The 22,215-nt window shown below is 59.3% G+C and carries 18 protein-coding genes; 11 read left to right on the forward strand and 7 right to left on the reverse strand.

Annotated elements, in window-relative coordinates:
- Nucleotides 1–38: 38 nt before the first annotated feature.
- Together J2741_RS07030 and J2741_RS07035 are read left to right on the forward strand one after the other, a co-directional pair.
- Nucleotides 39–1,967, forward strand: a complete 1,929-nt coding sequence (locus tag J2741_RS07030; protein ID WP_209674285.1) for a PP2C family protein-serine/threonine phosphatase — start codon at nt 39–41, stop codon at nt 1,965–1,967.
- 42 nt (nt 1,968–2,009) lie between these two features.
- Nucleotides 2,010–2,645 carry a hemerythrin domain-containing protein gene (locus J2741_RS07035; RefSeq protein ID WP_209674286.1) on the forward strand — a complete coding sequence of 212 codons (636 nt, stop codon included), beginning with the start codon at nt 2,010–2,012 and terminating at the stop codon, nt 2,643–2,645.
- 177 nt (nt 2,646–2,822) lie between these two features.
- Here the strand turns inward: J2741_RS07035 and J2741_RS07040 are convergent, their stop codons facing one another.
- The gene (locus tag J2741_RS07040; RefSeq protein WP_209674287.1) at nt 2,823–3,455 is read right to left on the reverse strand and encodes a hypothetical protein; all 633 of its coding nucleotides are present in this window, start codon (nt 3,453–3,455) and stop codon (nt 2,823–2,825) included.
- Between the two features lie 308 nt (nt 3,456–3,763).
- Here J2741_RS07040 and J2741_RS07045 point away from each other — a divergent pair, with 308 nt between their 5' ends.
- On the forward strand, nt 3,764–4,234 hold the full coding sequence (locus J2741_RS07045; protein ID WP_209674289.1) for an Hsp20/alpha crystallin family protein: 471 nt from the start codon (nt 3,764–3,766) through the stop codon (nt 4,232–4,234).
- A gap of 213 nt (nt 4,235–4,447) precedes the next feature.
- Here the strand turns inward: J2741_RS07045 and J2741_RS07050 are convergent, their stop codons facing one another.
- On the reverse strand, nt 4,448–5,857 hold the full coding sequence (locus tag J2741_RS07050; protein ID WP_209674292.1) for a bile acid:sodium symporter family protein: 1,410 nt from the start codon (nt 5,855–5,857) through the stop codon (nt 4,448–4,450).
- 176 nt (nt 5,858–6,033) lie between these two features.
- Here J2741_RS07050 and J2741_RS07055 point away from each other — a divergent pair, with 176 nt between their 5' ends.
- Nucleotides 6,034–6,462, forward strand: a complete 429-nt coding sequence (locus J2741_RS07055; RefSeq protein WP_209674293.1) for a hypothetical protein — start codon at nt 6,034–6,036, stop codon at nt 6,460–6,462.
- 161 nt (nt 6,463–6,623) lie between these two features.
- Here J2741_RS07055 and J2741_RS07060 read toward each other — a convergent pair whose 3' ends face one another.
- Both J2741_RS07060 and J2741_RS07065 read right to left on the reverse strand, forming a co-directional pair.
- Nucleotides 6,624–6,848: a helix-turn-helix transcriptional regulator gene (locus tag J2741_RS07060; RefSeq protein WP_209674295.1), complete on the reverse strand. Its 225-nt coding sequence runs from the start codon at nt 6,846–6,848 to the stop codon at nt 6,624–6,626.
- Nucleotides 6,849–6,863: 15 nt separating this feature from the next.
- Nucleotides 6,864–7,283 carry a hypothetical protein gene (locus J2741_RS07065; protein ID WP_209674297.1) on the reverse strand — a complete coding sequence of 140 codons (420 nt, stop codon included), beginning with the start codon at nt 7,281–7,283 and terminating at the stop codon, nt 6,864–6,866.
- A gap of 452 nt (nt 7,284–7,735) precedes the next feature.
- Between J2741_RS07065 and J2741_RS07070 the strand changes: the two genes are divergently transcribed.
- The 6 genes from J2741_RS07070 to J2741_RS07095 all read left to right on the forward strand — a co-directional run bounded on the left by J2741_RS07070 (nt 7,736) and on the right by J2741_RS07095 (nt 13,849).
- Entirely contained in the window at nt 7,736–8,416 is a 681-nt protein-coding gene (locus tag J2741_RS07070) for a hypothetical protein (RefSeq protein ID WP_209674299.1), read from the forward strand.
- Nucleotides 8,417–8,811: 395 nt separating this feature from the next.
- Nucleotides 8,812–10,077 (forward strand): right-handed parallel beta-helix repeat-containing protein, encoded by a 1,266-nt coding sequence (locus tag J2741_RS07075; protein ID WP_209674301.1) that lies wholly within the window; start codon nt 8,812–8,814, stop codon nt 10,075–10,077.
- Between the two features lie 158 nt (nt 10,078–10,235).
- Nucleotides 10,236–10,460 (forward strand): hypothetical protein, encoded by a 225-nt coding sequence (locus J2741_RS07080; protein WP_209674303.1) that lies wholly within the window; start codon nt 10,236–10,238, stop codon nt 10,458–10,460.
- A gap of 160 nt (nt 10,461–10,620) precedes the next feature.
- Nucleotides 10,621–11,949 (forward strand): ABC transporter substrate-binding protein, encoded by a 1,329-nt coding sequence (locus tag J2741_RS07085; RefSeq protein ID WP_209674305.1) that lies wholly within the window; start codon nt 10,621–10,623, stop codon nt 11,947–11,949.
- A gap of 100 nt (nt 11,950–12,049) precedes the next feature.
- Entirely contained in the window at nt 12,050–12,886 is an 837-nt protein-coding gene (locus tag J2741_RS07090) for a branched-chain amino acid ABC transporter permease (RefSeq protein ID WP_245249655.1), read from the forward strand.
- A gap of 3 nt (nt 12,887–12,889) precedes the next feature.
- Entirely contained in the window at nt 12,890–13,849 is a 960-nt protein-coding gene (locus J2741_RS07095; protein ID WP_209674307.1) for a branched-chain amino acid ABC transporter permease, read from the forward strand.
- Between the two features lie 98 nt (nt 13,850–13,947).
- On the opposite strand, the gene J2741_RS07100 is transcribed toward J2741_RS07095, so the two are convergent.
- Nucleotides 13,948–15,141: a M24 family metallopeptidase gene (locus J2741_RS07100; RefSeq protein ID WP_209674309.1), complete on the reverse strand. Its 1,194-nt coding sequence runs from the start codon at nt 15,139–15,141 to the stop codon at nt 13,948–13,950.
- A gap of 210 nt (nt 15,142–15,351) precedes the next feature.
- Between J2741_RS07100 and J2741_RS07105 the strand changes: the two genes are divergently transcribed.
- Entirely contained in the window at nt 15,352–16,284 is a 933-nt protein-coding gene (locus J2741_RS07105; RefSeq protein WP_209674311.1) for a PEGA domain-containing protein, read from the forward strand.
- 1,076 nt (nt 16,285–17,360) lie between these two features.
- On the opposite strand, the gene J2741_RS07110 is transcribed toward J2741_RS07105, so the two are convergent.
- Both J2741_RS07110 and J2741_RS07115 read right to left on the reverse strand, forming a co-directional pair.
- The gene (locus J2741_RS07110; protein WP_209674313.1) at nt 17,361–20,828 is read right to left on the reverse strand and encodes a PAS domain S-box protein; all 3,468 of its coding nucleotides are present in this window, start codon (nt 20,826–20,828) and stop codon (nt 17,361–17,363) included.
- A 246-nt stretch (nt 20,829–21,074) separates the two neighbouring features.
- Nucleotides 21,075–21,878 carry an ion transporter gene (locus tag J2741_RS07115; protein WP_209674315.1) on the reverse strand — a complete coding sequence of 268 codons (804 nt, stop codon included), beginning with the start codon at nt 21,876–21,878 and terminating at the stop codon, nt 21,075–21,077.
- Nucleotides 21,879–22,215: the final 337 nt, after the last annotated feature.

Here is a 22,215-nt window from a genome sequence, read left to right on the forward strand (position 1 = left end):
GGGATCACGACTCTTTCGTCGCATTCGTAACTACCATCATGCCCCGCCGGTCCTCTCTCTCGCTGGAACGCCTCTCGCTCCGTGCCTACCTCACGGTCTTCATCGTGATCATCATCATCGCGGTCGCGGCATTTCTCACCACAGTCTCCTATGTGAGCACCAGGGACCAGCTGATCACCCAGAACGAGAACCTCCAGGCATATATCGAGGAAAACGTCCTCGAATCGGTCAAACTGGTCGATACCGGGCTCCGGCTCTACGACAGCACCCTCAACCGGCAGATGCAGGACGCCTTTCCCCTCTACCTGGATGCGTACGACGCATCCGGCGGGGATATCGCGGCGATCAATCTCACCGCACTCAAATCCACCCTCCAGCCCGGGTTTTCCGGCACCCTCGACCTCTACGCGATCAACGAGTCCGGGGTGATCGTCGCCTCTACGGTCCCGGCGGTAATGGGGCTCGACTTCCAGCAGTATCCCGACTATTACCAGTCCATCACCCGCCTTCGGGAAGGGTCAAGTTTTGCCGCGGACCGGGTGGTCCGTTCGATTCCCAGCACGGAAGAGGGCACGGTGACCGGGACGCTCCGCAAGTTCGCTTACTTCCCCACGCCCGACCACCGCTACCTCCTGGAGATGGGCCTTGAATCGGACGCGTTCTTCCAGGAAAGGACCGATCTCTCCTACGCGACGATTGCCGAACGGACTCTCCAGCTCGACCCCAACCTGGTCTCGGTCCGGATCGTCGACACCAACAGGGTTCTCGTCTCAGTCCCCACGGGGACGAACGGCACCCTGGTCGAGGACCCGGGGATCGACAGGGCGCTTGCCACGAGGCAGACCTTCTCCGTCGCCGACCCTGCCGGGGGGACCGTCACGACCTACCTCTTCGCCGACTTAAAAGACCCTGCCGCGGCTTCCGACCCGAGCCTGGTCATCGAGATGGTCAATTCCGGAGCCCTCCTCGAGGCAGAGCTCCATCAGATACTTGTCCTGCACTTCCTGGTAGCCCTAATCGCGGTGGGGATGGGGGTGGTCCTGGCCTATGGTACCGCCCGGATGCTCACCCGGCCGATCCGGGAGATCATCGAGGACGTGGACACCATCGCCCGCGGCGACCTCGACCATCCCATCCGGGGGATGGAGAACCCCGAGTTCACCATGCTCGAGAACAGCATCACCATCATGATCCAGCGGATCAGGGAGTATTCGGAAGCTCTCGAGCGGGAGAAGGCCGAGCTCCGGATCGCCTCCCACATCCAGCTCTCGTTCCTGCCCCGGAAAGTGCCCCGGATCGAGGGGTTCGATATCGCCGCGGTGAGCACCCCCGCCCGGGAAGTGGGCGGAGACTTCTACGACATCATCGACCTCGGAAAGGAACGGACGGGCCTGGTCATCGCGGACGTGGCCGGGAAGGGGGTTCCCGCCGCCCTGTTCATGGTGCTCTCCCGGACGACCGTCCGGACCAGCGCCCGGATGAAGGAACCGGTGGCAGCGGCGGTGACGGATGCGAACCGGATGATCTCCGCGGATGCCGACCAGGGGATGTTCGTCACCCTGGTGCTCGGGATCCTCGACCACCGGGCCCGTGAGTTCACCTACGGGAACGCCGGCCACAACCCCCCGCTCCACTACCGGGACTCGACCGGGGAGATCATCCCCCTCTCTCCCACGGGAATGGCGCTCGGAGTGGACGAGGACGCCATATACACCCAGGCGGCGGTGACCCTCGACCCGGGCGACCTCCTGGTCTTCTATACCGACGGGGTGGTCGAGGCGGAAGACGCAGCCCATGGGCAGTTCGGTGAGGACCGCCTGGTCGCGGTAATCCGGCAGCACCACGATCTCACCGCGGCCGGTGTCCTCGCGAAGATCCAGGAGGCGATCGGAGAGTTCATCGCCGGAGCGCCGCAATACGACGACCTTACCATCCTGGTGCTCAGGGCTACCCCGAAACCCGAATGAACTGCCCCAACCTTTTTAACCCTCCGGACGGATGAGTCCCACATGGCAGAACCGGTAGACGGGATCCGGGTGATTCACAATGCGTTCCGGAACGACCTGTCACAGATCGATTCGGCGGCGCTTGACGCTGCCCGGGGAACTGCAGGTCGTGACCATACCATCGGGCGGTATAAATTCCTCAACGAGGTGCTCGACTGGCACGCAAAGGGAGAAGAGCTGGCGGTCTTCCCCGCCGTCGAGAAGGTTGCCCCCCTTGTTGCAGAATCGTACTTAAAAGACCACCACGGGCTGGACGCGGCATATGCCGGGCTCGACCGGGCGTATTCGGCCCGCGATTCCCTGGAAACTGCCCGGGCCACCGCAGCGTTCCGGTTCCACCTTTTCATGCACCTAGGCAAGGAGGATTCGCATCTCTACCGAATCTTCCGGGAACGGATCCCGCTTCCCGAACAGGTACAGGCCATGAACGTAATGGCCGGACAGGTCCCGAAGGAGCGTTTCGCCGACCTTACTGCCTGGCTCTACCCCCTGGTCTCGGCCACTGACCGGGAGACCATGACCAGGATCTGGCAGGTGGCGCTGCCTCCCCCCCTCTTCATCTCGATGAAGGAAGTCATTCATACCGCCATCGGCAACGACGACTGGGCCGAGCTCACCCGCAGGATCCCCGGGCTTTGAAACAAGGCCATCCTGAAAACTCATAAACGGTGGTATACGGTCCGAACCGGGGGAACATGCTCCATACCGCCCTCCCCCCTGCTCCAGGTCCCCCCGCATCCGGAAAATGCGGGGTGTATTCCGAGTTGCGGGAAGACACAGGTGTCTCCCCCCTTTACGGAAAAAAACCGGTGGTATTTAGATATTCCTCTTCGACAGGATGATGATCGCCGCTGCTATACCGGCAATGGCGGGGATAAAGGATAATCCGGCTTTTGTCGGGGTAGGAGATACGGTGTGGGGGACGGTTTCCACGGTGGTGATCGTCTCCGGAGGGGAGGTGGGAGGTCCGGCGATCGTCCGGGTCACGGTCTGTGTGGAGCCTCCGACAAGCTGGCCCTGGTTGTTCAGCTCCTGGACCTGGAGCATAGTCAGGGTGGTCCCGCCCGGGGAATCGGGCACGACTCCCTCGACCCTGACTTCCACTGCAACATCGCGGTCGGTGGGATAGGAGAGCAGGTAGCCGTTCACGTACACGATGTTCCCCGCTTTCGGGATCACGGCAGCCTGGATCCCGTTGACCGTGACCACCACGTTCCACTGGGCGGCATCGAGCCCCGTCGAGAGGACCAGGGTGTAGCCCTCGATGAATGTCGTGGGGCCACTGGGAATGATTGCGACCGTGGCGGAGGTGGTTGCCTGAGAGAGAGGGACCAGGTTCTCTCCCGAAGGGGTCACCATCACGTCCTGGAGGGTATACTGGGCGCTGACGGTGCCGGTGAACAGGACCGCCGCGAGTGCCAGGATGATGAACAGGCGCTTCGTACTCATACCCAGAGATCGGATGCAGAGATAAAAAAGAATAGGTGACGGGGAACCGGATCGGGATCCGAAACGGCGGGCACTCAAAATCCGGCACTCCCAGGGTCCGGGGAAATGCAGGTCATGGTTCACACTTTTATTTGGGAAGAACCGCCTTTTCGCGGTCTTCCGACCGGAAATAATAGATCTTCGGCCGAAATTCCGCGCTGAACGGCAGGATCTCCCTGATGAGGAAAAATTTATAATATTTAAGTTTATATTGCCGGATGCTTCCTTGACGTACCCTCCCGGTGCGCCACGGCAAAGGAGTGATAGAGATGAGAAGACGATATCGTTCGATCTATGATGATTTGGACGAGATGCGGGCATACATGGACTACGTGTTCGGGCGAACGGGCGGACCCGGGGAACTGATGCTCCTCCCGGGAGAGACCCCGGCGGACCTCACCCCGGTCTCCAGGGGAGGACTCCGCGTGGACGTCGCCACCCACGATAACGAGGTGATCGTGACGGCGGATATCATGCCCGGCGTGGAGAAGGGCGAGATCTCCCTCGACCTGGTCGACCCGCAGGCACTGCAGATCGGGTATGAGCGGAAAGAGGAGAAGAAAGAGGAGAAAGAGGGCTATTACATGCAGGAACGGCGGTTCGGATCGGTCTGCAGGGTGATCCCTCTTCCCGAACCGGTCACTGAGGAAGGAGCGACGGCCACCTTTAAAAACGGAGTCCTGGAGGTCCACCTGAAAAAGTCCACGGAAAAACTGAAACAACAGATCAGGATCGAATAACTCTTTTTTCGGGGAGGACGCGTTACAGACCCCCTCGATTATTACACCCAAAGGCGACGTTGACGGACCCGCCGATTCACACGTTTCCACCTGCAATGAAGGACCAGGATGTCCGACGGATCGTAAGGGGAAAAAATGTCGGACCGTCCCCTCCCTCCGGTGCCAGGCCGGGATCGACCGCGTGCCGGATATTAGAATATTCCCGGGTTCCTGTTACCGTCCAGGCCCGGGATCCTCGACATTCACCCGAGAGACCCCCTGCGCGGCCATGTACTTCCCGAGCCCGGCAAGGATGAGCAGTCCCGCAAGGCCGGTCACCAGGACCGTGACCAGGAGCTCGGGGTCTCTCCACGAGATCGCCGCCACCACGAACGCCGCGGCAAGGTTCCGCTGGGCGGTGCCCAGTGCCGATGCCCTGCGCACCCGCGCCACTCCGCCTTCCCCGGCCAGGAACCCGATGACGAATGCTACGACGATAAACAGTATGAGGGCCAGGATCGCACCGGTGACGAAGATCGCGGGCAGGTTCTGGTAATAACTCAGGAAGTACGCCGCAAAGAGCACAATCATGGCGATGAAGGATACTTTCGAGAGAGTTCCCGTCAGCCGCACCGCGACGTTCTCGTACCGGGAACGGATGAACACGCCGATTCCCAGCGGGATCGCAAGCAGAAGCACGAGGGGGACCGCGATATCCAGGGCGTCAACCTCGCCGTGGATTAAGAAGGGGAGCAGCAGGGGTATGGTGACGATGCTTGCGGCGATCATGATCACCGCGGTACCTTCCGCAGGGTCAGGGTCCGCACGGGCAATCCGGTCGAGCCGGGGGAGGAATGTGGCCCCGGCCGCCAGCCCCATCAGGACCAGGCCTGCACCCATCCCGGCGGAAAGCCCTGCAGCAGCGGCCAGGAGCCAGGCCACTATGGGCACGGCGATGAAATTTGCCGCCAGGGCAGGAACGAACAGCCGCAGGTTCCTTATGGGGAGGACGAGCCGGGAGCGCGGCATCGAGAACCCGATCGAGAGCATTCCCGCGACAACGAAGATTACTACTCCGGCGTTCCCGGCGAAGGAGAGCAGGTGATCGATGTCCTGGATCCGGTTCGCGAACACAAGCACGAAACCGGCCGCGATCACGAACCCCAGCGTCGTGAAGAGGAGGGAAGGCACGCGTTTCCAGCGAAGTATCCAGGAGATGACCGGGGTGCCGTAGAGCCCGATCCCCGGGATCCAGGCGATCATTATACAGGAGACCGCCCCGTATCGTTTGATAAACGGATGTTTCTCGGTTTTCTGCTCAAGCCTGGCGATCCATGCACGTACCCGGGTCGAGACCAGGGCGAGTGCGTCACAGGCTTCCCGGATGGCGACGACGATACCCAGGGCGAAGAACGCCATGATCAGCAGGATGAACCAGGGCGAGAGGCCGAAGGCAAGACCGATCGGGGGGGAGGCGGCCTGGAGGGCGAAAGTGGCCCCGATGAACGCGAGTATCACCGCCGCATCAACCCCGAGGACCGCACCGAAGATAAGAGGGACCGCAAGCGAGAGCACAATCAGGAAGAGCAGAGCGAGCATGATCCTCTGTGCCACCTCCCTGCGATTCACGGGTTGTCCTGCCATGTATTGGCGTAGATTAGCGCTCCGACTACTTATTGCTGCATGGTTGGCTCCGGTTCGGGGGAAGCGCGTGCGGTCCTGCAGCTCCCCGGTCTCCGGGTCCGGGGGGTACCGTACATGGAGCGGATCCGAAGTGAGTTCCTCCCAATATTTTTCATTCCCCCGGGCCTTCACAGTCTATGGATGTCCGGTTCTGCGCTCGCTACCGGGGAGACGGAAACCCGCCCTCAAACCGGTTTTGCCGCTCATGCCCCGCACGCGGGGAGGCCTGTGATCTTCTCTGGGAACAGGTGGTCACCCTCTCCCGGTCGAACGGGGGAAAACCGGTCCTCCTCCCCCCGACCAGGGCGGTGATGCTCCCCCATCCGAAAAATCCCGACTTTGTGCGATTGCGGATCAATTGTGAGTGGACGTTGCCGGTAGAAGATTTCCTGCACTTCATCGCCACCGGGCACGCGGGTATGGGTAGAAAGGGGCGGCGGCAGGACCCGTCCGCCTCCCCGAGCATGACCCGGCAGGAACCGTACGTGCAGGCGATCGTCGAGGCGCTGGGCGGGTGGGAGATCCCCGAGATCGTGAAGGTGAAACACGTTCAGCGGGGGCGGTAAGTCCGGGTTCAAGAAAGGACAGGGGGAGTTGAACCTGGAAACGTGCCCTGATTACCGGGGCAGGATCTATGGAAAAAAAATCGAAAAACGGTCCGTGTATCCTTGGGAGAATGGACTTGAGCGAATCCCCGGATGGCCGGTATGATCAGGAGTCACCGGAATTAATCCTCCAGTACCACGTCCCCGCCTTCTTCGTCCGCGAAACTGAAGAGCTGGTCGATGGTGGTCCCCAGTTCTTTTGCCACCGTGTGGGCGAGCCGGAGCGAGGGGTTATACTTTCCCTTCTCCAGGAAGACGATGGTCTCCCTCCGGACACCCACCGCGTCGGCCAGGTCCGCCTGGGTCATGTTCCTCCTCGCCCGGAACTCCTTGATACGGGTCTGCATGAACGTCACCCGGGTTTACCCGACATCTCCCTTCCGGAAGAACCACCACTGGAACCCCTTGGCAGAGACCCCCATCAGGAGGATGAGAAACACCGCAAGGGTGCTGACATCCGGGGTGAACAGCCCAAGGACGTTCAGCCAGAAGATCGCGAACAGGGCGATGAACGTCAGGAACCATGACCAGGAGAGACCGTAGGCCCCGATCTTCCTTGTTCGTTCGTCCTGCTGGTATCTCCCCTTTCCGGAAAGACGGAATGCAGAGATGATCATAAGTACCGAACCGGCGGAGATGCAGGACAGTGAAACACCCCCCTGCAGGGAAGCAGGACCAAGTATGAGCATCAGGAGGCCGGCGCCGAAGACAAGTATCCCGGCGACAAACAGGCCAGTGATCCACGTCTGTGATCCTGATTTATCCGTTGAAGTTTCTTTCATGTAATTTCCCTGATTTTCCAGTTGTTGTGAGATATTTCTCATATATGTTAGATATGTATAACATTATATGAGATAAAGGTAACTATTTTCAGAAGAAGGCGTGCAATTTCTTTCAGGGTCAGCAAATGAAGAGGAGAAGCGGGTATTGTTCATGATGAAATGCCGGATATCTTAAACTCAGTAAAGATCTCCTTTCCGGTTCCTTGTCATCGAGGGGGATCCCGGAACGCCTGACCTGATCATGCCCATGGAACCGCGGAGGGGGCAAACCCCGGAAGTCTCTCTACCGGAATATTTGAGGGCCGGAGACCTCCTATCTCAGGTTATGACTCCTGGTGGTTCGGGACAATGATGTATTCAATGTTATACTGACAGGAAGGATTTTATAACAAAATGTAAAATATACTTTACACCGGAAGGCAACCCTTCCGGATACACCAGACCAGGATGAAATGATGAAGAAAAGAACCGGAATATTGGTGGGGATCACCGCGTTGTTCTGCGTGTGCGCCCTGCTGGCTGCACCGGTCGCTGCGGCGGTCCAGAATGCCGGCCAGAACGGCGGGCCCAATGGGGACCGCCTGACCGGGATGCTGGACAAACTTATCACCGAAGGGTACGACGTCGCGGCGATCCAGGCGGCAGTAGCGGCCGGGGACCTTGAGACGGCTCATACGCTGATGCAGGAGTTCATCGCGGCCAACCCCGATGCAGTTCCCGCCCGCGGAGACAGACAGGGAGCCCCGACCGGTGAGATGATCACCAGGCTCCTGGACAAGCTTGCATCAGATGGGTACGACGTCTCTGCGATCCAGGCGGCAGTAGCGGCCGGGGACCTCGAGACGGCTCATACGCTGATGCAGGAGTTCATCGCCGCCAACCCCGATGCAGTTCCCGCCCGTGGAGACAGACCGGGAGCACCGAGCGGTGAGATGATCACCGGGCTCCTGGACAAGCTCACCACTGAAGGGTACGACGTCTCTGCGATCCAGGCGGCGGTAGCGGCCGGGGACCTTGAGACGGCTCATACGCTGATGCAGGAGTTCATCGCGGCAAACCCCGACGCGATGCCCGCCCGTGGAGACGGACCGGGACATGCGGGATGCAGGAGCGTGGAAGAGACTACTGAATGAAATTCATCACCGATCAGAAGTAATCCGAATCCAATCTCATTGCCACCAACACCAGGATTGAAAAAGGAGAATCATCTCCTCCTTACAGTCTTTTTTCAGGCGTAATTCCCACCTCCCCGGAAGTTCCCGGCTCCAGAAGTGTAAAGGGATTATCGTAACCAACCCGGGGAAGAACCGAATCGGTCAATAGTGTAGTTATCGGAGAGACTTTCCCCGAATATAAAAGTACGGAATATTCAGCGATTTTAATCCGTCACTCTCCCATGAAACCATTATTACCCGGCCATGCAAGGATTCTTTTGGTGGGTTCTATGCGGGGGCTTTTTTCGAGGGGGGCAGATGATTCTCTGTACCTCAGCCGGATAGGATACGCCTTCATTCAAAGGTCGATGCGTATGAATTCCGACGTAACTCATGAAAATAGACATTTCCTTTACCTGGCATGCGTTCTTGCAATCTGCATGCTGGCACTTGCGGGGACCGTGGCGGCGAAACCCATCCCGATCACCGGTCCCACAGTGATCACCCAGCCGGGACAGTATTATATTGCGAACCCCGTCACCAACAGCACCGCACCGGTGTACATCGAGGTCCGGACCTCGGGCGTGGTAATCGACGGAAAAAATAAGGTGATCGACGGGTCCGACGACCCGAACAGCGTGGGGGTCAAGATCGTGAATACCGCCATGTCCATCGTGAACGTGGTGGTGAAGAACATGGTCCTCACCGACTGGGGCACCGGGCTATGGCTTACCGACGTGAAAGACAGCCTGATCGACAAGGTGACCGTCTCGAGCTCGACGGCAAACGGGATCCTCCTCCAGAATTCCCGGGGAATCACGGTGCAGAACTCGGTCGTCAAGGATAACGGAGGCTGTGGTATGATCCTCTTCGGTGGGAGTGCATCAAATATTCTGCAGAAGAATACCGCTCAGGGGAACACACTGGACGGTATCAGGATCAGGTTCTCCTATAATAACCTCGTCGAGAACAACAAGATCCTGAACAACAAGGGCGTCGGACTCAATTTCAACGAACAGGGGAACTATAATACCGTGCAGAAGAACACGATTACCGGTAACAGCGCCGAGGGCATCCTGCTCTACAAGTCCTCCGACAACCAGATCACTCAGAACACCCTGAAGAACAACAACAACGGGATCTACCTGAATTCCGAGTGCTACAACAACGATCTCTACCAGAATACCGTGACCTGCAGTACCTACAACGCGATATTCTTAAACGGAGGGTCGGATGACAACGTGATCCGCGGCAATATCGTTGACAATAACCTCCAGACGGGACTCAGGATCAGGCAGTCCGATGCAAACATCTTCTACGACAACAAGGTCCGGAACAATGCCTGGGAGGGGGTCTGGCTCTGGGACTCTTCCAATAACGTGTTCTATAACAATTATTTCTTCAATGTCAACAACACCAACCTCATCGGCACCCCTTCGAACACATGGAACCTCAGCCTGTCTGAAGTAAAAAGCATCACCGGCGGCAAGTTCTCCGGCGGGAACAGCTGGGGCCAGCCCAACGGGCAGGGATTCTCCCAGATCACGCCGGATTCCAATCGTGACGGGATCTGTGACAGCAGCTTCGTAATCGCCACGAACAATGTAGACTGGCTCCCCCTGAAGTGGAAGAAGGTCTGATCCCCCATCTTTTTTTTATTCGAAACAACGGTACGAGGCGGGCCATCATGCCGCAGGGTTATCAGGACCCTTACCCGTTCCGATTCTCAGTGGTAATTAAAAATATTTTACAAAAAGATTTTAATAACATATTGTGTATAACAGTTCGGGGTGATTTCATGGAGAACATCCGGGACCAGAACATAGAATCACTGTACCTCATTGCGAAAAGGGCCTGTTGCGACATCGGCATCGAGTGCGAGCAGCGTGAAGCGGTGCACCTTCTCGGGGAGATCGCAAGACAGGGCAACAAGGAGGCGGATACCGCGCTGCACATGCTCTTCCGGGCGCCGTTCCTCCATCCACTCCTCCGGGAGATGGTCGCGTCGGATCTCACAACCTGAGATCATTCCATCCGAGCTCCGGCCTGCACCAGGGATCGTTTCCCGGTTCGCGCCCGGGGCGGTCACCTCTCTCTTCTCCGGAGTATGTCCTAAATAACAACATTTATTGGGAGCACTTTCCTAACATTGTCATGCTATAACATAGCAAGGATGCCGATTCATGAAACGATCTCTGATTCTCCTCGCTTTCGCGCTGATCGCAGCGCTTTTCCTTGCCGGATGCACGACCATGTCCGGGACCGCAAACCCACCCTCACAGGATGGTTCCCTGAAGATCGGGGTGGTAGCCTCCATGACCGGGCCGGCAAGCACTACCGGAAAGGACATCTGGCAGTCCGCACAACTCGCCGCCGATGAAATAAACGCCAAAGGAGGGGTCTATGTCGCGAGCCTCCATAAGAGTGTGCCCATCGTTCTGGTCCAGGGCGACGACGAGTCCACCCGTGAAGGGGGGCAGAAGGCCGTCTCTAGGATGATCACCCAGGATAACGTCGACCTCCTCGTAGGAGGATTCTCCAGCGCAGTGGTCTCCGCCCACCAGTCAATCGTGGCCGAGCACAACGTCCCCTATATCATCACCGGCGCATCCACGCCGGTCATTACCCGGAGGGACGACGTGAACACCACCTATATGTTCCACCACGCTCCCACGTGCGACGACTCCGGCGGGCAGATCACCCTGTTCCTTGACGATACCGTCCGCCCGGCGATCAACCAGAAGTTCGGGTTCCCCGCCGACAGGCCGCTCCGGCTCGCGATCCTCTACCAGGACAGCCCCTACGGGAAGGGACACCAGACCGCGATCGCCAACACCATCGCCGCGAATAACTTAAACATCGACGTGGTGGCGGAGGAGGCCTTCAAGATGGGCGAGAGCGATTACCGCACCGTGCTCACCAGCATCAAGAACGCGAATCCCGACGTGATCTATGTTGCGGCATTCCTCAACGAACAGATCCCCATCGAGACCCAGGGCAGGCGTGAAGTCGGCCTGGACAAGATCTTCGTCGCGGTAGAGCCCAACGACGATCCGGACTTCTACAAGGGTGTGGGCAGCTACGCCGACTATTCAATCGTGCAGAGCAGGTTCTCCCCCTACGCAGTCCCCAAGGGACCGATCGAGGCAGCGGTGAACAAGTTCAATAAGGACTTCGACACCAAGTTCGGCGGGTTCCCGGGGATGATGGGCGCCGCCACCTATGAAGGGGTCTATATTGCCGCCGCCGCCGTGGAGCAGGCAGGGACGCTCGATAAGGATCAGGTGCGCCAGGCCCTGGGTACCGTCCAGGTGCCCCAGATGGTCGAGGCCATGCAGGGCCAGGTCATCCGGTTCTCGCCGGACTTCAGGGAGAGCAAGTTCCAGCTCTACATGTCCCAGTTGCACTGGGATAACTCGCTCGGAGAGACCCGCCCGGTGATCGTCTGGCCGTCCAACTTAAAGGAAGCCGATTTCCAGCTTCCCGACTGGTTCGTGCCTGGCCAGGCATAATCTTTTCATTTTTCCCGCGAGAATAGCAATACCGCAAGTGTGAGGAGGAACGACTACGGACGTCAACCCCGATATTTTACTTCAGGTCCTGTTCTGGGGCCTGTACGCCGGATGCATCTACATCCTCCTGGCCACGGGCCTGAACCTGATCTTCGGGGTGATGAAGGTGGTCAACTTCGCCCACGGGCAGCTCCTGATGATCGGGGCATATGTCACCTTCACCTTCTTCATCCTCTCGGGGTTCAACCCCTACGTGCTTCTGGCTGCCTCGATCCCTATCCTGATCCTCGTCGGGGTGACCATCGAGCGGCTCTGTTTCCGCCCCATCCTCGGCACGGGTAAACTGAACGAGATCTTCATCTCCATCGGGCTGATCTACATCCTCGAGAACGTCGCCGCGCTGATATGGGGCGACGAGTGGCGGGTCATCCACAGCCCCTACGAGGCGATCACCGTCACCGTCGGGGGGTTGAAGATCCCGGTCGATTACCTGATCATCATCTTCACCACGGTCGTGATCCTGGTGGGATTGTACGTTTTCCTGAAACGGACCAGCCTCGGCCGGGCGATGCGGGCCACCAGCCAGAACCGGAAGGGGGCCATGCTGATGGGGATCAACGTGGAGAAGATGGACATGCTCTCCTTCGGGATCGGCGCCGGGCTCGCCGGTGCCGCCGGGACCCTCTGGGTGGTGAGCGGCCAGGTGTTCAACCCCTATATGGGGTCGATCCCGGCGATCAAGGCGTTCGCCATCGTGATCATCGGCGGCCTCGGGAGCATCCCGGGTGCTATCGTGGGAGGCCTGATCCTGGGCATTGCCGAGAACTTCGCCATCTTCACGGTCGGCGGAGCGTGGAAGGACGCCATCGCGTTCATCATCCTGATCATCGTGCTGATCGTCCGGCCCACGGGCCTGTTCGGGGAGAAGGGGGAGTAGGAGATGGAGAAAGAGAAACTCGTCCGCTACGGGATCCTTGCCGCCCTCGCCATCGCGGTGATCGTCCCCATCCTCACCGGCTTCAATGCCTACTACCTGACGGTGATGATCCTGATGCTGATCTTCATCATATTCGCCTCGGCCTGGAACTTCCTCACCTATACCGGGCAGGGCTCGCTCGGGCACGCGGCCTTCTTCGGTATAGGCGGCTACGTATCGGCGCTCACCGCAGCGGCGAGCGGGCTCTCCCCCTACTTCACCATCTTCGTCGGCGGTGGCGGAGCGGCGATCGCCGGGGTGTTCATCGCCATCATCTGCGTCCGGTTAAAGGAATGGTTCCTCGCGATGGTCACTTTCGGATTCGCCATCATCGTCCAGGTGCTGGTGGTGACCCAGTTCGCTACCATCACCGGCGGATGGGACGGGATCGCCGCACCGCCCCTGATATCCAGTTCGGTGCCCGGGTACCTGCTGTGGATCTATTACTCCATTCTGGTGATTACGGTCCTGGTGATCGTGCTCTTCTGGTTCATCCTCAAATCACGCGTGGGGCTCGCGTACGCGGCTATCAGGGAGAACGAGCTCGAAGCACGGGCGGCGGGGATCGACCCGGTCCGCTACAAGCTCTCCGCGTTCGCCATAAGCGCGTACTTCGCCGGGGTGGCGGGAGCGCTCGAGATCCACTATTTGGGCTACATCACCCCGGAGATTTTCGGGGTGGACATCTCCTTCTGGCCGATCATCTACTCCATTTCCGGCGGGCTCGGGACCCTCGCCGGTCCGGTAATCGGGACGATCGTGATCACCCTCCTCTGGGACGGGCTCCAGGGGCTCGGGCTCTCCTACGGCAGGTTCATCATCATCGGGGTGCTGCTGGTGCTGATCATCATCTTCCTCCCGAAGGGGATGGTCTCCCTCCCGGACCGTATCCGGGAATGGCAGGAGAAGAAGAAGCGGACGTGAAAAAACCCCGCCCGAACCGTCATATTTTTTTTTTAAAAATTCAGATACTCGCTATCGGGAATGTTGAGCGTGCCTCGGCATGGGGCCCTCCCGTGGTCTCACTCGACGAGCATGAGCCCCGGGTGATGCCCGGTGATGCTCCTGCCTCCCTGGGGCGTCACCACGAACGTATTCTCGATACCCACCATCCCGATATCCTTTATCCCTTTCTTGGGTTCGAGGGCGAGGACCATGCCTTCCTCGAGCGGGTCGTCGGATCCCTTCGCGATCACCGGGAACTCGTCCACCTGGAGGCCCGTCCCGTGGCCGAGGAAGGACGCCCGCCGGGTGCCGAATCCCATGAAATTTTCCAGGAATCCGGACGGGAGACTCTCGTATATCGCGGTGTAAATCTGCGAGGGAGTGATACCCGGCTTCAGCATCGCGGCCATCCGGCCTTGTATATCGACGCACTCCATATGGGCGACAACCGCCTCCTCCGGCAGGGATTCCTTGAACATGTAGGTCATCGTCTTGTCGGTCTGGTATCCTTCGAACCCGCAGGCATTATCGATGAATACGAGGTCCCCCCTCCGGAGCGTGCGGCTCTGGCTCCCGAGCACCGGGGCTGCCGGCCCGATGCCCCTGCAGCCGCCCGGCCCGTCGAACGCCGCCGGGTAGATCGAGCTGTCGCCGAACCCGAGCTGCCCCACCTCGATCTCGGTCTGGAACATGCCGAACCGGACAATCCCGTGATGCCCCTCCTTTACCATCTGCAAATAGACCCCGGCCCCGAACTCCGCCTCGGTCATCCCTTCCCGGAGCATTCCCGGGATGCCCTCTTCCAGCACCGAGCGGTGGATGGCGCCGGCCCGTTCCATCTGTCGGATCTCGTACATGCTCTTCAGAGATCGCGTCTTTGCGATCTCGGAATCCACGGAGTGCACGTCATTTACCGGGAAATATTTCCGGAACCTTTGGAGGAGGGCGAGGGGGACGACTTCCGTCTCAAGGTATACCGATTCCGGGACCGCCCCGGTGACTGCCGCGGCATCGCGGTAACTGCCCATCGGCCGGATCGCGGGGAACAGGGATTCATCGAGTGCCCGTTCGTAGCTCCGGCGCACGAAGAGTTCCGGCGCTCCATCGCGGGGGATGAAGAGCATCCCGTCCTGCATCGTGCCGGTGAAATAATACTGGTTGATCCGGGAGAAGACGACGCAGAGTGCCCAGTCTGGGTGGGCCGCGTCCATCCGGGTCCTGAATCGTTCCACGCGGGCAGACAATTCAGACAGGGGAACCTTCGGGATCATATCCTTAGTGTTGATTACAGGATTATTTACTCCTGGTGACCCGGTCCCGCGAGGTTCTTTCGGTCACGACCCTCTCATGGTATCCCTATCTTGCTTGTACTGTGGGATGCCGCATAGTTCCGGGAGTTCATCCCGCGCCCCGGGCGACGTGGCCTCAGTCTTTACCTATATCCCCGATGAGCGCCAAGAGCCTCTTATCGAGCAGTGCTTATGAACCACACCACCCCCCTTATCCTGGCGGCAGGGCTCCTCCTCATTATCGGGCTCTGTGTCCTGCCGGTACAGGCCATCAGCGTGACGACCGGCGGGGCGGTCGGGTATTTCATGATCACGAGTGACCCCCCCGGGGGGACCATCTATTTCGACGGGGTGGACCAGGGAGCCGCCCCGGTGACGGTATGGGTCTACACCACCGGCCCGCCGGTGCACACGGTGGTCGTCGAGAAGGACGGGTACCAAACCCTGGTGCAACAGATCACCAGGAACCCGTCCAGGGACCAGACCGTCGAGGTGAATGCGGTGCTGGTGCCCGGGATCACGTACGGGGTACTCCGGGTTGAATCGGATATCCCGGGGGTCCGGGTCACCCTGGACGGGAACGAGACCATGCCCGTTCCTGCAGTATTCTCTCCGGTCGTAACCGGGTATCACACCGTGTCGTCGCTGGTGCCCGGGTACCTTCCCTATTCGGGGAAGGTGCTGGTGACGGAGACCGGGACCACGACGCTGCAGGTGAACTTTACTCCCGCGACAGAGACAGGAACGCTCAGGGTAACCTCGATCCCCGCGGGAGCGGACCTCTCAATTAACGACGTCTCCCTGGGAAAGACCCCCTTCACGTCCGCCGGCATTGCCGCGGGGATGTACGATCTCCGGATCAGTCACCCCGGCTACGTGGAATGGACCGGGACCGCGACAGTGGCAGAGAACCAGGTGGAGACGGTCAACGCCGAACTGGCCCCCCTGGTCACATTCCCGATAACCCCGGGCACCTCCCCGACGACCGGCGCGACCACGGAGACCCTGCCTGCCACTCCGGCTCCCACCACCCGCGCGGGAGGTTCCCAGGTTATTGTTCCGGGTGCACTGGGCGCGATTAGCGTAATGCTCCTGATAAGGAACCGGATACGGCCACGGAAGTAATTTCCCGGAATTAGTTATCCCGGATATAAACCCTTTTTATCATTCAACGCCCGTCCCGATATCTGCCGAAAAAATTTTCGGCATGGTCGGTCTATCGCATACCAGAGACTATGAAGTCGGTAACCTGCCCGGGCTCTCGGATATACGTGGGAGAAGAAGTCGACCGCGACCCGGCTCTGCTGCCCGAAATGCAAGAAAGGGTTCAAGAAGGCAGAGAAAAAGTAAGTTTCCCCAAGACCGGAAGGTACGGGGGGGCCCGGAGCGGTAGAGGTCTCCCATGAGGGAAAATCCGGTGTCCAGGACGTAATTACGCCGGTTATCCCGGGATACGGATTATCCGTGATAAAGGAAGTGTTACGGAGTGCATCAGGGGAACGCACTAAAAAAGGGTCGGTTCGTTATTCTTTCAGACACGAGTCATAGGAGGATACCACAACTGTTTCTTTCAGCGTGGGGAGGATACATGACGACACGATCGTGGCATCGCGCCGGCATTTCATCACGTCTGTCTCTTTATCTTCGCTTCTCTGGTCGCCTGGTCCTTTTCTTTTCTGTCTTCTCTTTCCGGTTCCCGCTCATTCCGGCCGGCAGTCTTCGACTGCACGTCACGTATAGTCTCTTGTAATAGTCCCTTCACCCACCACCGGGTGACGAGAAAAATCATGAAACTATTACAGCTCCCACATACCGTTTCTATGACTTAAACCTTGGCATCACCGGGATCCGGAATGGCCCCCGCAAATCGGGGTTAGCCAGTAAATCCTTTTAATAGACCTGTTTTATCTAACCGGCACGAATACAACGGAATTTCACAGGTCGGTCCCGGGTCCCCTGCGGTCCGCTTTCCCGGACATTTGCGAGGGCCGGTGGTATTCCCCACACCGGAGACCCGGTGACCCGGACCCTCCCCACGTTCGGGGTGTGCCAGGGCGTACGGGTCGAACCATGCGGTCGAACATCTCCACCCGGATGAATTCGAGGACGAAATTCGCTTCTTCCAGCGAACGACCCTGCTCCCTGGCAGGGGCGGTGATCAGGAACGCCGTGAACAACAGGATGCCAAATCGGCCAGAAAATCAGAGAATGCTCGGTTCGGTAATGGTCACCGGTTCTTTTGGGATAGTGAATGCGAACGTCGCCCCGGCTTCGCTTTTGGGTTCCACCCATATCTTTCCGCCGTGCCGCTCCACAATCTTCCTCACGATGGAGAGCCCGATCCCCGTCCCGGGATATTTGTCCCGGTTATGCAGCCGCTTGAATATCTCGAATATCTGCTCGTTGAATGCGGGATCGATACCGATACCGTTGTCGCTCACGGAGAAGACCCATTCCCGCTCTCCCCCCGCAACCGAGACCCTGACCCTCGGAGGGAGATCGCTCCGGTATTTCAGACTGTTCCCGATCAGGTTCTGGAAGACCTGGATCATCTGCCACCGGTCGGCCCAGATCACGGGGAGTTCCGCGATATCGATCGAGGCGTCGTTCTCCGCGATCTGGAGGGCGAGGTTCGTGACGACCTCGGTGAGTACACCGTTCATATCGGTCTCCTCGAAGGGTTTGGCCTTTGAGCTGACCCGGGAGAATTCCAGAAGGTCGTCGATGAGCGCACCCATGCGGGTCCCGCCTTCCACGATGTAGTGGATGAACTCGTCGGCGTCCTCGTCAAGTCGCCCCTTGTAATTTTTTGCCAGCAGCTGGGAGAAGACCGTGACCATCCTGAGCGGCTCCCGAAGGTCGTGGCTCGCGACATACGCGAACTGTTCGAGTTCCTTGTTACTCCGCTTCAGGCTTTCGGCGTAATTTTTCAGGGTCTCTTCCGCTTTCCGCCGGTCAGTGATGTCCTCGAAGAGTGTATAGACCTGGTAAGGGAGCGCCTCACCGGGATGGAAGAGCGGCATGGCGGACTGGACGTTGATCCATCGGTACCCGGCCTCGCGGGGGTTGTAGACCCCCATTATGACATTCTGCACCTCTTTCCCGGTGGAAAGGGCGACCATCGCGGGATGTTTCGATTCCGGGAACCGTGAACCGTCCTCATGCACGGTGTGGCTCTCCTCGTCGAGCGGCGTCCTTCCGAGAAGTTCTCCGGGACTTTTCCCGAGGATCCGCTCTGCGGCCGGGTTCATCGAGATGTAGATCCCCTCAGAGTCCTGGTAGACCACTCCCTGCACCATGGTGTCGTGAAGAGCCCGGAACTTCTGCTCGGAGGTCCGGATTGCCACCTCGAAATTTTTCCGTTCGGTGATGTCGATGCAGATGCCCGACATCCGCAGCGGCCGACCGGACTCATCGTATATCGTCTTTCCGAGTGCCTGGATCCAGCGCAGCCCGCCACCCGGCACGATAATGCGGTACTCGCTCGACAGCGGTGCATGGTCCCTTATTGCATCATCGATCTTCTCTTCTGCGATCCTGGCATCTTCGGGATGGAGGATCGATCGCCACAGATCGAAGGTTGCGGTCCGGGTAGGGTCCAGACCGTAGATCCGGTAGAGTTCGGGCGACCAGGTGAGCGCCCCCTCAGCAATGTCCCAGTCCCATATGCCGGCTCCTGCCGAATCCTGGGCCAGGATCAGCCGCTCGTTCGTGATCGCCAGTGCCATGGCCGTCTTTTTCCGCTCCGTGATGTCCTGGCCCTGGGCTATGGTGGAGAGGACGGTCTGGTTGTCCGGCTTGAACAGGGTCGCCGAGTTCCAAAGCACGGTCCTGACCTCCCCGCTAACGTGCAGGATGGGAATCTCCACTGCCTCCCACCGTTCGCCGGCCTGCGTCCGCTGGATCAGGTCCATGGAGGCACTCCGTGAGCTTTCCGGGAAGAGGATGTCGAGGGATTTGCCAATAACCGAGGGTGCATGCCTCCCGGTCAGGCGCTCGAACGCGTGGTTGAACCGCGTGATTCGGAACTCCGGGTCCCAGACGATAATGGGGGCGTTTGCGTAGGTGATCAGGTTGTCCAGGTACAGGCTGGTCTCCCGGAGTCCCCGCTCGCTCTTCCCGAGATCCTTCAGGTTCTGCCTGAGTACCTCCTCCTTTTCCGCGAGGTCTTCATTCAGGGTTATGAGTTCCGCATTCGTCTGGGAGAGCGCCCGTTCCGCTCGTTTCCGCTCCGTGATGTCCTGGCCCTGTGCGATGGTAGAGAGGACGGTCTGCCCGTCCGATTTGTACAGGGTCGCCGAGTTCCAAAGCACGGTCCTGACCTCCCCGCTGACATGCAGGATGGGAATCTCCACTGCCTCCCACCGTTCACCCATCTTGGTCCTCCGGATAAGGTTCATAGAGGCGGTCCGGGACGATACCGGGAAGAGAATCTCGAGGGACCGGCCGAGGACAGATGCCGCCGTCCTCCCGGTCAGGCGCTCGAACGCGTGGTTGAACCGGGTGATCCGGAACTCCGGGTCCCAGACGATGATGGGAGCGTTCGCATAGGTGATCAGGTTGTCCAGGTACTGGCCGGTCTCCCGGAGCATACTCTCGTGTTGGAGGAGTTCGTCGTTGGTATGCCGGAGTTCCTCCTCGATGACCCGCTGCTCTTCGTGTACCCTCTGAAGGTCTATGTTCTTTCTGGCCAGATCGTCCTTCACCTGCTCCTGCTCTGTAATATCCGAAAAAACCGTGGAAAACCATCCCTGGCGGGCCGAGGTGCAGGAGATGGCGAACTGGCGGTTCAACGGAGGGAAGAACCGGGTGAACGACACCGGGGTCCCGGTCGCAGCCACCCGGGCATACTCGTCGAGGAACGGGGGCGGGCTCACCCCGTAGAGTTCGCTCGCGAGCGCTTCCACGGCTCTCTCCGCAGGGATCCCGGTGTGCCGCTCGAATGCGAGGTTCACTTCGGTGATCTTGTAATCGATCGGATTCCCTTCGGCATCGGAGATGATCTGGTGCAGGGCAACGCCCTCGTTCATCGACTGGAACAGCGTCCTGTACCGCAGTTCGGAATCGTGGACCGCCGCATCGATCTTCTTCCTAGTGGTGTTCTCGAGGATCTGCCATTCGCCGTCCCGTTTGATCAGGGCGAACTCGTGGTTCTCGATGACGTCTATGATCTCTTTTGCACCGCATTTTACGAGCGAATATGTGCAAAGGGCGATCATCCTCTGGGACCCGATAACTTCGTTCACCATCTCCTCGTACCGGGTGAAGTCGTCCCAGTCCCCGGGTTCGAGCCAGAACGTATTCCCGGTGAGCCGGAGTCCTTCGAACCCATTCCTCCTGGCTTCTGCGAGCTTGTCGGACCAATCTTTGAGCACGTCCCCGGCATCGAATGTGCCGGTCTTTGTGTACCACCCGGTAGAGTCGAGGATCTCGATCTGACCTTTCTTTATCCGTGCGTCCAGGTCGGGTACCACCGCCCGGAGCGCCTTTTTTGCCTGTGCGACCTTGAGGGGTGCGGAAGTCACCCACAGGCAGAACTCGTTCGAGAGGAGCCCCTCCCTGAAATACGGTACCAGGGTGTCGAGGAGATCCCGGTCCGTTTCGTAGAACTGGCAGAAATGAGTCCCCCACCGGACCTTGCCCACCACTGGAATGCCGGTCTGCCGCATGGATGCTCGAAATCCCCCTGTCCCACCCTGATCGAGGTGGAAAAACGTGTAACAGGTGCTATAGCCTCCAATTCGTATAAAATGTTAGGTAGTGCAAAGGGGCGGCTTTCAGATACCTGCAGGGGGAGACCTGCCCTGCGGGATATTGCGGCGGGTCCTGCGATACGGGACTCCACCGCGGGTATCACTCCTGGAGGGATCGCGTAAAACGAGCCCTCGCGGGTGAGAGGAGGGAGCCCGGGGCAGTCAGGGCTTTGTCGCCGGGTCATGGGGATCGGAACGCTCGTTGAGCGCCCGTTCGAGCCGTTCCAGCCGGGCGAGTATCTCCTTCTCCCTGGCTTCGCTCTCTTTCACGAACCGATCCAGTCCGGGCGGCTCCTGCGTGCCGGAGACTTCGTCCTCCTTTTTTTCCTTTACCTTCGTCGGGGAGAGGAGCTTATGGCCGATGTACCCCGCGAAGGTGGCGAACACCCCGACCCCCGTGGTCATCACCAGGATCCCCACTATCCTCCCCTCGTTGGTGATCGGGTAAAGGTCCCCGTAGCCCACCGTGGTGATGGTCACGTAGGCCCACCACATGGCATCGCTCGCGCTGACGATATTTGCGGAGGGATCGGGACGTTCGGCGTAGAGCACACCGATCGATCCGAACTCGATGATCAGGATCACCACGAATACCAGCAGGTACACGGCAGATTCTGCACGCCGGTCTGAGAGCTCCCGTCGTATGTTGCCCGTCCCGTAACGGGAAATGAAACGGTACGCCTTTGCCACCCTTATCAACCGCAGGATCCGGAAGAACGGGGCGATCGCCAGGAGATCCGCCCATCCCCAGTCATGGACCATATAGTAGGACCGCGACGGGGTGGTAAAGAACCGGTAGAGGAAGTCGCCGACGAAGGCGGCGGTAAGAAAGATATTGATGGTGAGGACCACGTACACGGTCGCGATGTCCGTGCCGGGAAGCAACTCGTAGATCAGGTTGAACACGGAAAGTATGGAAACCCCGGCGATGAACATCTCGTAGCCGGGATCCTTCATGTTCTGCATCTCGCGGGGAACGGTCAGGAAAAGCCCTCCGTATGAATTGAGTATGCAGCATGACCCGATATAACTGGTTCGGTGAATTGGGGTGTACTACGACCCCGGTCACGTAAGACGGACGGAACGTTACCATCGGGGAGCTGGGTTCTGGTGCACCACGGAACCCTGCCCCCCCGAGGAGGAGATCCCTCTCCACCTGGTCTGCTGCCGACTAAATTCCGGGTCCCGCGTCCCCCCAATAATCGGATAGAACCGGCCAGGAATCGCCTGCGGACGTCACGGGTCTCCGCCGGGAAGGAGCGTTCGCAAAGGTCCCGGGTCTCCTGCGAATACGGCGGGTTCA

Source organism: Methanolinea mesophila, assembly GCF_017873855.1.
GTDB lineage: Archaea > Halobacteriota > Methanomicrobia > Methanomicrobiales > Methanospirillaceae > Methanolinea_B > Methanolinea_B mesophila.